The sequence below is a fragment of the Bacillus solimangrovi genome (assembly GCF_001742425.1).
GTDB classification, from domain to species: Bacteria; Bacillota; Bacilli; order Bacillales; family Bacillaceae_N; genus Bacillus_AV; species Bacillus_AV solimangrovi.
This window is the reverse complement of sequence record NZ_MJEH01000007.1, coordinates 36,499-51,440: the sequence shown is the minus strand read 5'-3', so window position 1 is coordinate 51,440 and position 14,942 is coordinate 36,499. Positions and strand designations below refer to the sequence as shown.

Below are 14,942 nucleotides of genomic sequence, written 5' to 3'. Positions count from 1 at the left end.
CACTATTAGTTTTTTGAACTTATACTCCTATTCGATTAGCTATGTATAATTTAGGAATTCAAATATCTAAAAGTTATTTTAAAAGAATAGTCGTTCTTACTGTTCAACAATTGCAAGACATACTATAATTTATTATACAGAAGTCGTTTAGTTAGATAGAGAGGAGCACTACGTTGTCTAAATTTTTCTCAAGTCGTTTCATAATCATCATAGTTACTCTCGCAATTATTATCGGGATAAGCTTATGGGTCTTGCCTAATGCTGTACCCTTGATTATTGCTTTTATAACAGCACTAATATTAGATCCTCTTGTACGCCTAGCTACTAGGCGGTTAAATATTAAGAGAAGCCTAGCAGTGCTACTCACTTTTATTCTTTTTCTGTGTTTCTTAGGGGCTAGTAGCTACTTCATTGTTACAAAGGTTGTCACAGAAGTTGTTAAAATTGGGGAAAATGCACCCGTATACATCAATGAAATCAGTGATGCTTTTTCCAAACTAGAAGCTAATTTCTCAGACGCATCTGAAGATCTTCCACAAGAGTTTGTAGATGAAATTAATAATCAAGTTACAGTGTTATTAAGTGATGCAAAAAATGTTTTAACTGAATATGATACAGTAAAAAAATTAACTGGTATTATTGCAAATATACCAAATTATCTAGTCAGCCTTGTTGTATATTTAATTGCATTATTTTTATTCATGATTGCAATACCGAATATTAAGAAAGAGTTTTACACTTTCCTTACACCTGAAACCGCTGATAAAGTTACATTCATGACTTCACGCTTATCTTATGTTATTAGTGGCTTTTTTAAAGCACAATTTCTAGTTAGTATTATAATTTTCATTGTCTCATTTATTGGATTGTTAATAATTGCACCTGAAGTCGCCTTTATTATGTCACTCATTATTTGGATAATTGACTTCATCCCGATTATTGGTTCGATAGCAATTTTAGCTCCTTGGTCAATATTTCACCTGTTAACTGGAGATATTGCACTTGGAACTAAGTTAGCTATTCTTGCCGCTATCTTACTTATTATCCGTCGTACTGTTGAACCAAAAGTAATGGGACATCATATTGGTCTATCACCACTATCAACGTTAATTGCAATGTATCTAGGGTTAAAATTATTAGGGTTTCTTGGTTTCTTCATCGGTCCAGTTATCCTGATTGCCTTTAATTCAGCACGAGAAGCAGGTATTATCAAATTGAATTTTAAGATATAAAAAACTTCCACTATAAAGGGAGTTTTTTTATTATAGGTTCGTCTAATCCATTACCACATTAAAAAGCCACCCCTATTGGGTGGCTTTTATCACTTCAATACACTTTTATTCTATACGTAACGATTATGAATCTGAAGGTTGAGGTGTCATATATTTTGCTACCTCTTCTTCTCCACGAATCTTCTCATTTCTAACCCATCTAAAGAACACGTAACCTAAAGTCATACCGTAAATAATTTCTTGAACAATTTTCATGATGATTCCACCTAATTGCTGATCCTTTTGTAAGCTGGTGAAAGAAAATAAATTGATGTTTGATACATCGATACCATTTAATAGGGAGGCAGGTACACAAAGTGCAAGTGCCTGAACCCAGTGTTCAGGGTCATAATAAGTTGCATATAATGGTGAATTCGAGAAAATGATTAACGCACATGCTGGTGATAATAACAAGCCGTTTGCGAACAAGTACCCCATCTTAAACAAATCACTCATTCGGTCATATTCAGGCAGTGGAGCGATTAATGGAATCCACATGAAGAATGCAAAGATAAAGATTAATCCCGTCACAGCAGCGTGTAACAAGGAGTCTGTTTTGATAAAATCAAAAACTCCTGGAAAATGGTACATTGAAAACGATCCGTTAAACAAAAATAAAGCTAATAATGGCTTTGAGAATAATTTGAAAATCTGATTAATTCCCTTTGTATTCACAATTGCTCTTAATAACCAATCAGGTGTACCGAGAATTAACAATGGTGGAATAGCAAGATATAACAATGACATTTGAACCATGTGAAAACTAAAGTTCATGTGACCTAATAAGTCAAGTGGACTTCCCTTCACGATATATAACAATGCCATTGCTCCTAAGAAGCGTGTCATTTGTTTTCTCGTTGCTGGAGTTGCATCCGTGAACTTGTCCATAAATCGTCCACGAACTACAGTTACATATAATACTGCTATCGACAAGATTGCTATGAAATAGTAAGGACTCCATAATGCACGAAACCCAAAAATTTGAATATTTTCCCACATCGTAAATCACCTCTAGAATAAATTATAAAGTACATCTTACATTTTAAGTTTGTCTTTCATCACATCCTAAGGTTACAGTGCTTACTTAATTGAATGTTTTAGATTGTGTCATTGTGCCTTGAACATACAATATGGTTTCTAAGTCGTAGATAGTTGAAATGAGTCTTTTCTAATTTGAAGTATATACTAATTTAACCTTACTTAGCAATGAACATAAATGACGAAAAAAGCATTTCCCCTAATAGATTTAAAAATGTCATCATTTTGTCAATTCTTATAAATCAAAAAAGAGTAACTGATTAGATCAGTTACTCTTCTTTCATCTATTACCACCATACAATTGTGCAAAGGGCTGCTACCATAATAATAGCTGTAAAAACTCCACCAAAGATGAAGATAATTGGGACCTCATGTCCTTTATGACTCATGTGCATGAAATAATACAATTGAAATAACACTTGCACAACAGCCAAAATTAAAATAAATGGTGCTGTGAAAATTGGTGTGATTGCTTCAAATGCAACAGCGGCAAATGCAATGAGTGTAAAGAAAATCATAAGCGAAAAGACAACAACTTGTTGTTTCATCTCATCCTTGTTACGTTGCTTACGGAACTCTAAACCTTGGGATGAGTTAGCTTGATTAGTCATACATTAACCCACCTTTCCCATTAAGTATACAGCTGTAAAGATGAATACCCATACAACATCAATAAAGTGCCAGTAAAGACTTGCTAAGTAATACTTAGGCGCTGTATATGGAGTAATACCTCGCTTACTGTTACGAATCAACAACGTTCCAATCCATAAAAGACCGAAGAATACGTGACCTCCGTGAGTACCTACAAGTGTATAGAATGCAGAACCGAATGCACTAGTAGTATACGTCAAACCTTCATGAATATAATGATTAAACTCATAAACCTCTAAGATAAGGAATGATAAACCAAGGAACCAAGTAATCCATAACCATAGCTTCATTTTACCAAAGTCATTATTTTTCATATGGTACATTGCATATACACTCGTTAAACTACTTGATAATAAAATCATTGTTGCTACAAATACTAATGGTAATTGAAACAACTCATCTGCAGTAGGTCCATTAGCGAATGAATTACGTAAAGCTAGAAACGTACCGAATAAAGCGGCGAATAATACGGTTTCTCCACCAAGGAAAAGCCAAAAACCGATAAACTTATTTTTACCTTCTAACGACGATTTTTCTGGTTCAGCAGGAAAATTGTCCTTAGTAAATGGTTTATCCATATTCATTATGCATTCGCCCCTTTCGCATCACGCTCAAGGTCTTCTTTATGAATATGATACCCGAAATCATCCTTAATTGAGCGTACAAACATACATCCTAACGTGATTACTAAACCACCGATAGCTGCAGCTAATGCAAGCTTATTTGTACCCAAATCATGGAACATGAATCCAAATCCAGAAATAAATAGACCTAATGACATAATTAATGGAAGAATTGAACCGTTTGGCATATGAATGTCACCAATTTTTTCAGCTGGTTTCATTTTACCATCGCCTTCCATTTTTTCAATCCATAACGCATCAATACCACGTACTAGTGGAGTTTGGATAAAGTTATATTCTGGTGGTGGAGATGGAATTGCCCACTCAAGCGTACGACCATCGCCCCAAGCGTCTCCTTCTGCTTTCTCACCAGCAAACCAACTCCAAACAAAGTTTGAAACCATTACGATTACTGAAAGAGTCATAACTAATGCGCCGATTGAACTAATAAAGTTTGCAGCATCCCAACCTTGATCTGGTAAGTATGTGTAAACTCGACGCGGCATTCCCCACATACCAACAAAGTGTTGAATGAAGAATGTTAAGTGGAAACCGATGTACCATAACCAGAAAGAAATCTTTCCGACTTTATCACTTAGCATAACACCAAACATTTTTGGCCACCAATAATGTAGACCAGCGAATAAACCTAATACTACACCACCAGCGATTACATAGTGGAAGTGAGCTACTACGAAATAAGTATCATGGAATTGGTAGTCAGCTGGGCCTGATGCAAGCATAACCCCAGTTACTCCACCCATTACGAATGTTGGAATAAACCAAACAGTGTATAACATAGGCGTCGTAAACTTAATGTTTCCGCCCCACATCGTAAATAACCAGTTGAAAATTTTTATTCCCGTTGGTACGGCAATAGCCATTGTAGCTACCGAGAAGATTGAATTTGCCACTGGACCTAAACCTACTGTGAATAAGTGGTGAGCCCATACCATCATACCTAAGAAACCGATGATTGATACAGCAAATACCATTGCAGTATAACCAAATAGACGTTTACGAGAGAATACTGCAACAATCTCAGAGAAAGCTCCAAACGCTGGAAGTACTAAGATGTATACTTCAGGATGACCAAAGATCCAGAATAAGTGCTCATAAATAATAGTGTTTCCACCAAGTACTTCGTTAAAAAATGCTCCATTAAATAAGCGATCAAAGAATAATAAGAACAAGCCAACTGTTAATGGAGGGAATGCAAATAAAATCATTACTGATGACATAAAAATTGTCCAAGTAAATAATGGCATACGCATGAATGTCATACCTGGTGCACGCATCGTAACAACAGTTGCGATAAAGTTAATTGCACCAATTAATGAACCTATACCACCTATTTGTAACCCGATAACGTAAAAGTCTACACCACGTGTTGGGTCATCCATTGATAGTGATGCATATGAAGTCCAACCTGCAGCTGGCATGTCACCCATAAACCAACCTACATTATAAAATAATGCACCAAAGAAAAATAACCAAAAACCAAGTGAATTTAAGAATGGAAATGCAACATCACGTGCTCCAATTTGTAATGGTAAGACTAAGTTACCTAGTGCAAATACCAATGGCATTGCAACAAAGAATAACATGGTAACACCGTGTGCTGTAATAACTTCATTAAATGTACGACCAACAAGTAAATCATTCATCGGAAACATTAACTGTAAACGAATCAGTAATGCTTCGATTCCACCGACAACAAAATAAAGCAATCCGCTAAATAGGTATAACTTCGCAATCTTCTTATGGTCTACTGTTGTTAAGTAGTCCCAAATAATAGCGCCGATACCCTGTTTTTGGGCCAACGAATTCATCAATCGTTACCTCCCTTTAATGTTATTTTTGTTCTTTTGTTAACGTGTATAAGTATTCTGTAAGAGCGTCTAACTCTTGATCGTTAAGAGGTGCGTATGTGTTTGTCATTTTGTTACCTGGTTTTAGAGTTTCAGGATCTTTCAACCATTTTTTCAACTCTTCAGGGTTGTGCTCTAAAATACCAGCAATAACTTCACGATCAGCAAAGTTGGAAAGGTTAGGAGCCAAACGTGCTTCTACAGGACGTGGGTCTTGTGATTCAACCGCGTGACATCCAATACAACTTTGATTGAAGATTTCTTGACCTTGCACAGCTAATTCAGTAGTTGGTTCAGCTGCTGGCTCAAGCATATTTTTCTTCCACTGTTCGTATTCGTCTTTTGCAAGTACACGTACTTTAAAGTCCATTAATGCATGTGACGGACCACATAGCTCAGTACATTTACCGTAGAATAGGCCAGGTTCATTTGCTTGAACCCACATTCTATTCGTGTTATCTGTGTTTGTATCAATCTTACCAGCAATTGCAGGAATCCAGAATGCATGTTTTACATCGCCAGCTTTTAGCTTAAAGTAAACACGTTCACCTGCTGGGATAACTAAATCTTGAGAAGTGACAATTTTATCATCCTCATATTCAAACTCCCACCAATAAAGCTTAGCCATAACATTAATTTGCTCAGCATCCTCTGGGATTACAGTATCTTCCGTAACATCAAGTTTGAAAGTAGCTGCAATAGTAGGTACTGCGAGAATTAACAACAAGATAATTGGAATAACAGTCCATAAGATCTCAAGCTTGTGATTTCCTTCAATTTGTTTCGGAATGTCGTTTTCGTTCTGTTTGTTTCTACGGAAACGTATAGAAACATAAATAAAGATTACTGTTACAACAATGACAACGAATGTCATAATGCCCGTTGCGAGAAGCATTAAATCAAGCAACAACTCTGCACTTTCACCTGAAGGTTGAAGTGTTGATAGATACGGCTTCCCGGAACAACCGGACAAAAGAAGCGCTAACATTGCTACTGTAGCAAAGATACGCAACTTTGGCATAGATGATTTCATCCCTCTTACCCCACTTTCTTTTAAATAGTTTAAATTTATTATTATAATTCTTTTCTATCACTAGAAAAGAAATTATAACCGAAAATAGTAATACTTTTACCCATGTATGTCCAAGAAACATACAATTCATGCGATATTAAATTAAAGAAATGACTTATATTGTCACAACTACCATCGCTACGAATAAAATTGTTAAATAGTTTAATGAATAAATAAACATCATTGTCGCCCACTTCAAATCATCTTTCATATAGAAGCCTGCTATTGATAATGCAACCCATCCAAAACCTAAAATACCAGCGATGATTACATATACTAATCCAAGAGAAGATAAGTAGAATGGAACTGGTAATAAACAAATAACATATATAATAATTTGGCGTTTTGTAAATGCAAACCCGTGAACAACTGGTAACATTGGAATACCTGCTGCACGGTAATCTTCACACTTTTTCATAGCAAGTGCTAAGAAGTGCGGAGTTTGCCAAATAAAGACGATTAAAAATAAAACCCATGCGACTGGATGTAGAGAAGAATCAATCGCTGCCCAACCAATTAATGGCGGAACTGCTCCTGAGATACTTCCTACAATCGTATTTAGTGTGAATCTACGTTTCGACCACATCGTGTAAAGAACGACATAACTGAAGAAACCAATTAGACCAAAGATAGCGGCAGTTATAGATGCAAAAGCCAATAAAACTGTACCGAGTATTGTAAATCCGATACCCATTGTTAATACTTTTGTCAAACTAATATTACCTGTTACAGTTGGGCGGTTTTTAGTCCTCTCCATAATATGATCAATATCTCTATCATAATAATTATTCAATGTGCAACCGCCAGCAATTACAAGGGCTGTACCAAATATTGCGAATAATACATTGTCGATATTCGCTATGAAATCCTGATTCGTATAATGTAAGGCTAACCAAAGCCCTGTAAACGTTGTTATTAAATTAGAATTAATAATCCCAACTTTAATAAGCGCAAGAAAATCCCCCCAAAGGTTGGTGCGTGCACTAACTTGAGGGCGATTCTCGATCATTTGATCAGCAGTGCTGTCTATCGTCCTCGGATTACTCATTATAAATTCCTCCTTTACTCCCCATCCCTTACAATCTGTTCTTTCGTCCCCCGACACAGATTGAGGTCGTTCCCGTACATTTCATGATAATAGTATATTATTTACAATACCTATCATCCTTCTTCTTTCCATTAAAACATACTTTATCTATTTCTGGGGTGTAATTTTTGAACATTCTTTTACAGTTAGACACAATTTGCACAAAAAGATTTCACAATTCTCATTTTAGCCCATTTATTAGCACAAAGATACTCTCTATTGGCATTAAAATGATGTTTGTACTTTAAAACACAATTTTCTCAATTCTATTCTAAAATAGACACTAGATTCCATCATATCATTATTAACAAACTATCAACAAAAAAACAAGTTACTTTTTCTTTTTCGAAAGATTATATAAATATATTAAATATTAACTTAGAAGAGTTGTAATAAATCGGACATAAAAGTTGAACATGACTACCTTTTAATCATGAATGTTTTCAGTTAATATAAAAGAGGCTTACAACTAGGAAATACGTCTAATGAGAAATAATCGATTATATTTGTTATGGAGAAGGTGATTGAAGTGCAAAAACTATTTAAAGCTCTGGCAGTAGTCACATCCTTTGTTATGCTGTTCGTATTAATTGGTGGCTCACTTGTGACAAAAACTGGTTCTGGAGATGGGTGCGGGGATTCATGGCCACTATGTAATGGAGAATTAATCCCTTCGCAAATTACTTTTGAACTTATTATTGAATTAAGCCACCGACTTGTTTCAGGAACTGCGGGGATTCTAGTAATTATTCTTGCGATTTGGTCGTGGAAACGTATTGGACATATACGTGAAACTAAATTTTTGGCTAGCATGTCTGTTATCTTCTTAATTGCCCAAGCATTGTTCGGGGCTGCTGCCGTAGTTTGGGGCCAGTCAGATACAGTTCTAGCAATACACTTTGGAATCTCACTGATTTCTTTCGCTACAGTGTTACTACTAACGTTGCTTATCTTTGAGGTTGATAAAAAATTCGATGCTAAATCAGTAGTTATTGCTAAAGGAATGCGAATGCAAATATACGCTCTAATTGTATACTTGTATGCTGTCGTATATACTGGCGCACTAGTTCGTCATACGAATTCTTCACTCGCTTGTCAAGACTTCCCATTATGTACAAATGGTTCTTTTTCACTACCTGCAACAATGTATGAATGGGTACAAATGGGACACCGACTAGCGGCACTTATTTTATTTGTTTGGACATTCGTACTGATGATTAAGGTATACAAACAATATCGTGACCAAAAAGTACTTGTTTATAGCATCACGACAACATTTATTCTACTTTGCTTACAAGCTCTATCAGGCATCGCAACTGTGTTTACATTAATGAACTATATTGTCATTCCATTAATGCATGCATTATTTGTATCATGTGCTTTTGCTGTTTTAAGTTATCTTGTTCTACTCGCAAATCGTAGCTCCAAAAACGAGAAAGAACAAAATCGAGCAGCATAACTAAAGAAGTAATTCAGTTTAACGTGTTATATAACAACAATTTTTCTAATAAAAACGCAGGAGTTTTGAAAACTCCTGCGTTTTACTTTTTATATTGTTTCTCTACGACTAACTCTTACTTTATTAATAGTAGAATGATGTTTAAGATACATCCTCTTAAATCACTTCAAAACATATTTCAATTGAATACTATTATTTAACTAATCAACTGACGGGAAAGAGAAAGACTTCATTTTGATTAAATACACAAACTCTTTAACTTTGTTACAATTGAAAAGGAGTGTCTCTAAGTACTAAAACTACTTATGAGACACTCCTTTATTAATTAAGACTCTAATTCAATTAACAAATCACCTGTCTGTATTGCTTCACCATTATTTACATGGATATCTTTAATTGTTCCATCAAACGGAGCTTGCACTGTCGTTTCCATTTTCATAGCTTCAGTAATGATGAGGTGATCTCCTTTTTTCACTTTTTCGCCTTTTTCACATACTACTTTAATAACTGTACCTGGCATGGATGCACCAATGTGGTTTTGATTAGACTTATCCGCTTTCTTTTTCACTTCTACAGTTGTTTGGACTTTATTATCCTTTATAATTACTTCTCGCGGTTGTCCATTAAATTCAAAATATACAACACGTGTACCATCTACTTGTGCATGACCGATAGAGACTAACTTAACAATTAACGTTTTTCCGTGCTCAATCTCTACTTCAATCTCTTCACCTAGGCGCATTCCATAGAAGAATGTTGGTGTATCCAAAACTGACATATCTCCATACGTATCATAGAAGCTTTGATAATCCATATATACTTTTGGATATAATCCGTAGCTAATTATATCATGGCTCGTTACTTGACGGTCTAATTTCTTAAATAGCTCCTTTTGAACTTCTGTGAAATTAACTGGTTCGAGTAATTCACCAGGTCGAACATTTATTGCTTCTTTCCCCTTCAAAATAACTTGCTGCAGCTCTTTTGGAAAACCTTGATAAGGCTGTCCAAGGTATCCTTGGAATAACTCAACAACTGAATCAGGGAAATCTAACGTTTCACCACGCTCATATACATCGTCTTCAATTAAATCATTTTGTACCATGTATAATGCCATATCCCCAACAACTTTTGATGATGGTGTTACCTTAACAACATCACCAAATAACATGTTGACGCGTCGATACATGTCCTTAACTTCTCCCCATCGATTGCCAAGTCCCACTGCTTTCGCTTGTTGCTGTAAGTTTGAATATTGACCACCAGGCATTTCATGCATATAGATTTCACTATGAGGTGCCACCATTCCTGATTCGAATGGTTTGTAATATTTTCGAACGTCTTCCCAATAATGACCAAGCTCTTCATAGGCATTAATGTCAATATTAGGCTTTCGATCATTCCCTTCAAGTGCGTAACACAATGTACTTGCACTTGGTTGAGATGTTAAACCTGCCATTGAACTTGTTGCAACGTCAACAACATCAACTCCCGCTTCAATTGCTCTTGCATAAGTGTAAATCCCATTACCACTCGTGTCATGCGTATGCAAATGAATTGGAATATCGATTGTTTCTTTAAGAGCTGAAATAAGCTCAAAAGCTGCTTGTGGTTTCAATAATCCTGCCATATCTTTAATTCCAAGAATGTGTGCGCCTGCATCTTCAAGCTCTTTTGCAATCTTCTTATAATATTCTAAATCATATTTACTTCTGGATGGATCTAAAATATCACCTGTATAACACACTGTTGCTTCAGCAACTTTACCCGTTTTTCTTACTGCTTCAATTGCTACTTTCATTCCGTCAACCCAGTTCAAGCTATCGAAAATACGGAATACATCAATACCTGCATCTGCTGATTTTTGTACAAATTCTTCAATCAGATTGTCTGGGTAATTTTTATATCCAACCGCGTTTGAAGCTCGTAATAACATTTGGAACAAAACATTTGGCATTTTTTCTCTCATTTTTATTAGGCGTTTCCACGGATCTTCTTTCAAGAAACGATAGGAAACATCAAAGGTTGCGCCTCCCCACATTTCAACAGAGAACAAATTAGGAAGTAGTCGTGCAGTCGGTTCAGCAATTTGAATCAAATCACGAGAACGCAAACGTGTTGCAAGCAATGACTGATGTGCATCCCTGAACGTTGTATCCGTCAGCAATACTTCTTTTTGATCTTTTAACCATTTAGCTAGCCCTTCTGGACCATGTTCATCTAAGATTTGTTTCGTACCTGCCGCAATTGGCTCACTCATCTTAACACCAGGCATTCTCGGTTTATCAAATACTGGTTTTTTCTCTTTTTCTACACCTTCGAAACCATTGATTGTTGTATTTGCAATGAAGGATAACATCTTAGTTCCACGGTCATGACGTTTAGGAAAAACAAATAACTCTGGTGCCGAATCAATAAACGATGTATTATAGTTACCTGTTCGGAAATCTTGATGATTAACAACGTTCTCTAAAAAGGCTATATTCGTTTTAATTCCACGAATACGGAATTCCCGTAAATTTCGAATCATTTTTGATACAGCATGGTCAAATGATAATGCCCATGTGCTTAATTTCACTAACAAAGAATCATAGTATGGTGTAATTACAGCACCTTGATAACTATTTCCTGCATCAAGACGAACTCCAAATCCACCACCACTTCGATACGCCATTATTTTACCAGTATCTGGCATGAAATTATTTTGTGGATCCTCTGTTGTCACACGGGATTGAATAGCATATCCGTTTGTTACGATCTTATCTTGTGTTGGAATTGCCAATTCTTTACTATGTAACTCAAATCCTTCAGAAATTAAAATTTGTGATTGTACGATATCAATCCCTGTTACCATTTCTGTAATTGTGTGCTCTACTTGGACACGTGGGTTAACTTCTATAAAGAAAAAGTCATCATTCGTTACTAGAAATTCTACCGTCCCAGCATTCACATAATCGATATTTTGCATAAGTTTAACTGCAGCATCACAAATACGATCACGAAGATCTGCACTAAGTGATACACTTGGTGCTACTTCTACAACTTTTTGGTGTCGACGTTGAACAGAGCAATCACGTTCAAACAGGTGAACGACATTACCGTGTTTGTCCCCAAGAATCTGCACTTCAATATGTTTTGGATTTTCGATGAATTTCTCAACATACATCTCATCTGAACCAAAAGCTGCTTGTGCTTCAGATTTTGCACGTTCGAACGATTCTTTTAATGATTCCTTATTGCGGACGATACGCATGCCTCGTCCACCACCACCTAATGAAGCTTTAACCATTAGTGGATAACCATGAGCTTCTCCAAATTCCTCTACTTCTTCAAATCCGTCTACAGGTCCATCTGTACCAGGAATAACAGGAATGTCTGCATTGATAGCTTGCTCACGGGCCTTCACCTTATCTCCAAACATTTCAAGGTGATTACTTTCAGGCCCGATAAATATGATACCCTCTTCTTCACATCGTCTAGCAAATTTAATATTTTCCGACAAAAATCCGTAACCAGGATGAATGGCGTCCACATTATTCGCTTTGGCGATTTCAATAATTCCTTCAATATCTAGATATGCATCGATCGGTTTTTTATCTTCTCCTACGAGGTATGCTTCATCTGCTTTATAACGGTGATATGAACCTGTATCTTCTTTCGAATATACTGCAACTGTCCGAATTCCTAATTCTGTACAAGCACGAAAAACACGGATGGCAATTTCTCCACGGTTTGCGACGAGGATTTTATTAATTTTTCTTTCTGACATATTATTTCCTCCTTGTTATGTAGATAATTGAAAGTCTTTTTGCTGTTTATTATTAACTTTTAAATTTGTAAACATCGAAATATTCACTAGGATACCTACTGAAAACATTAGTATGAATAAAGAGGAACCACCGTAACTAACAAACGGCAACGTTACTCCAGTTACTGGTAGTATACCGAGCAACGCCCCAAGATTTATTCCTGACTGTATGCCAATCATGCTACTAATTCCTATTGCAAGTAAAGAAGCGAATGGATCATCATTTTTTCGAGCGATATGAAGACCTCGAATAATAATAAAGAAAAGGCTTAATAATACGAAACTTACGCCAAAGATACCAAGTTCTTCTGAGATGATCGCCATAATGAAATCGGTATGTGGCTCAGGTAAATAGCCAAACTTTTGAACACTCTCACCTAATCCTTTCCCAGTTACACCACCATTTGCAATTGCAATATATCCATTAATCACCTGATAACCATGTTTTAGTGGAGAAGAAAATGGATCATACGCACTAGTAAAGCGAGAGATTTGTTCAGGACTTAAAAACGGAATCATAAGCAACACTGCAATAATTCCAGCACCTGTTAACCTTAACCAATGCTTTAAACGAATTCCTGAACTACAGACCATCACATAAGCAATAAGTAAAATGATGCTACCCGTCCCTAAATCTGGTTGGATAAATATTAATAGAAAAACGATACCAGTAAAAAGTAATGGTGGACCAAATGCAGGCCAAAATCGGTCGATATAAGATTGCTTACGAGCAAATACAGCAGACAGATAGATGATTAAACCAACCTTAATAAATTCCGCTGGTTGAAAACCAAAACCTCCAATTTCAAGCCATGATTTTGCATTATTCCGCTCTACCCCAAATAATAAAACGATAATTAACAAAATTGGACTTGCAAAGAAGATAAGCTTCACAAATCGCTTATATATAGTATACGGAACTGCTGCTGCAAAGAAAAATGCAACTAAAGAAATCCAAAACCATATCAACTGTCTTTTATAATACAAATCAGTTGACCCTTCGTTTATCATAACCGCCCATACCATACTCGAGCTATACACCATAATTACCCCAAAAATACTTAAAAGGATAGGTAATACAACTAATGAATAATCATATGATTTTAACACTTTTTTTAACATTACTACTTCTCCTTATGTTCAGGAGATACTCTCCCACTACTTCATTTATCATAAACACATATTTGATACATATGTACTTTTCAATTATACGATACTATGAGCATTTTACTTAACATAAACTAATGTTCCCACACAAAATATATCGTACTTAATGAAGTTAAAAGAGAATATGTGTATAACTACAAATCAACTTTTCATTAAAGAGTAGTATCACTATTTAAGTATCCCAATAATGCTGCAACATATTTCATTTAACATAAGTTCCCTTTCTCAAATAACAAGCATTCATAATGAATAATTTATGTACACAAAATTGTAAATAGATAAGTTTCGCTTATCATTATATAATTAATATTATAAAGAAATCAGATCTTCTGACAAGTAAGATGCTTAAATTTCTTTAAATTTATTGTATATTTCAAAAATTCTACACAATTTTTATTTTGACCGCTTTTTTGATAAACAAAAAAACCCAAACTATTAATAATTGAATAGTTTGAGTTTTGGGTCTAAGATTTAGTTGATGCCTCATGTAGCGCGGAAAGTTCACGTTCTAACGATTCTAACAAAATCTTTCCTTCAGGCTCTTCAATCAAGCCAAGTCGAATGGCAAAATCAATTTCTCTTGAAAGACCAAACATTTGTGTATCTAAAACTTCCTCATAAAGAGGGCATTGTGGCATCGTTAAGTTATCCATTTGAACTTTGATAAGCTTCAATATCTTATCCGCATCTGCTTTTAATAGCGCATGAGCTTTCTCACGATGGTTAACGAGCATATCACTGGACACATCTATCCCTCCATTCCCGCGCAATTGCCTTTTTCCCTGTTTATATATTATCGCCTTCATAAAAAAAATGCAAGCGAATCGATATAGCGTTAGAAGGCATTCTTTTAAGTAAGCACCGCCCTAAAGTAACAAACCCCATTAGTTAAAGA

At 35.6% G+C, this 14,942-nt stretch carries 11 protein-coding genes; 2 read left to right on the top strand and 9 right to left on the bottom strand.

All coding sequences use genetic code 11. From position 1 onward, the window contains the following. Positions 1-173: 173 nt before the first annotated feature. Positions 174-1,232: a sporulation integral membrane protein YtvI gene (gene ytvI, locus BFG57_RS03385; protein ID WP_069716063.1), complete on the top strand. Its 1,059-nt coding sequence runs from the start codon at positions 174-176 to the stop codon at positions 1,230-1,232. Positions 1,233-1,355: 123 nt separating this feature from the next. Here the strand turns inward: ytvI and ctaG are convergent, their stop codons facing one another. From ctaG to cyoE, 6 genes are all read right to left on the bottom strand, one after another. Further along, complete coding sequence (ctaG, locus tag BFG57_RS03380) at positions 1,356-2,270, bottom strand: cytochrome c oxidase assembly factor CtaG (RefSeq protein ID WP_069716062.1); 915 nt, start codon at positions 2,268-2,270, stop codon at positions 1,356-1,358. Between the two features lie 326 nt (positions 2,271-2,596). Next, on the bottom strand, positions 2,597-2,920 hold the full coding sequence (ctaF, locus tag BFG57_RS03375; RefSeq protein ID WP_069716061.1) for a cytochrome c oxidase subunit IVB: 324 nt from the start codon (positions 2,918-2,920) through the stop codon (positions 2,597-2,599). Positions 2,921-2,923: 3 nt separating this feature from the next. Beyond that, positions 2,924-3,544 carry a cytochrome (ubi)quinol oxidase subunit III gene (locus BFG57_RS03370; RefSeq protein WP_069716060.1) on the bottom strand — a complete coding sequence of 207 codons (621 nt, stop codon included), beginning with the start codon at positions 3,542-3,544 and terminating at the stop codon, positions 2,924-2,926. Continuing rightward, on the bottom strand, positions 3,544-5,415 hold the full coding sequence (locus tag BFG57_RS03365) for a cytochrome c oxidase subunit I (protein ID WP_069716059.1): 1,872 nt from the start codon (positions 5,413-5,415) through the stop codon (positions 3,544-3,546). Before BFG57_RS03365 ends, BFG57_RS03370 begins: the two co-directional genes overlap by 1 nt. A 22-nt stretch (positions 5,416-5,437) precedes the next feature. Continuing rightward, positions 5,438-6,487 (bottom strand): cytochrome c oxidase subunit II, encoded by a 1,050-nt coding sequence (gene coxB, locus BFG57_RS03360; protein WP_069716058.1) that lies wholly within the window; start codon positions 6,485-6,487, stop codon positions 5,438-5,440. A gap of 154 nt (positions 6,488-6,641) precedes the next feature. Continuing rightward, positions 6,642-7,574: a heme o synthase gene (gene cyoE, locus BFG57_RS03355; RefSeq protein ID WP_069716057.1), complete on the bottom strand. Its 933-nt coding sequence runs from the start codon at positions 7,572-7,574 to the stop codon at positions 6,642-6,644. 568 nt (positions 7,575-8,142) lie between these two features. Here cyoE and BFG57_RS03350 point away from each other — a divergent pair. After that, on the top strand, positions 8,143-9,072 hold the full coding sequence (locus BFG57_RS03350) for a COX15/CtaA family protein (RefSeq protein WP_083249040.1): 930 nt from the start codon (positions 8,143-8,145) through the stop codon (positions 9,070-9,072). A gap of 325 nt (positions 9,073-9,397) precedes the next feature. Here BFG57_RS03350 and pyc read toward each other — a convergent pair whose 3' ends face one another. The 3 genes from pyc to BFG57_RS03335 all read right to left on the bottom strand — a co-directional run bounded on the left by pyc (position 9,398) and on the right by BFG57_RS03335 (position 14,793). Beyond that, positions 9,398-12,841, bottom strand: a complete 3,444-nt coding sequence (gene pyc / locus BFG57_RS03345; protein ID WP_069716055.1) for a pyruvate carboxylase — start codon at positions 12,839-12,841, stop codon at positions 9,398-9,400. A 15-nt stretch (positions 12,842-12,856) separates the two neighbouring features. After that, positions 12,857-14,002, bottom strand: coding sequence for a putative lipid II flippase FtsW (gene ftsW / locus BFG57_RS03340; protein ID WP_069716054.1), 1,146 nt, complete (start codon positions 14,000-14,002; stop codon positions 12,857-12,859). 509 nt (positions 14,003-14,511) lie between these two features. Continuing rightward, entirely contained in the window at positions 14,512-14,793 is a 282-nt protein-coding gene (locus tag BFG57_RS03335) for an Fpa/YlaN family protein (RefSeq protein WP_069716053.1), read from the bottom strand. Between the last annotated feature and the right edge of the window lie 149 nt (positions 14,794-14,942).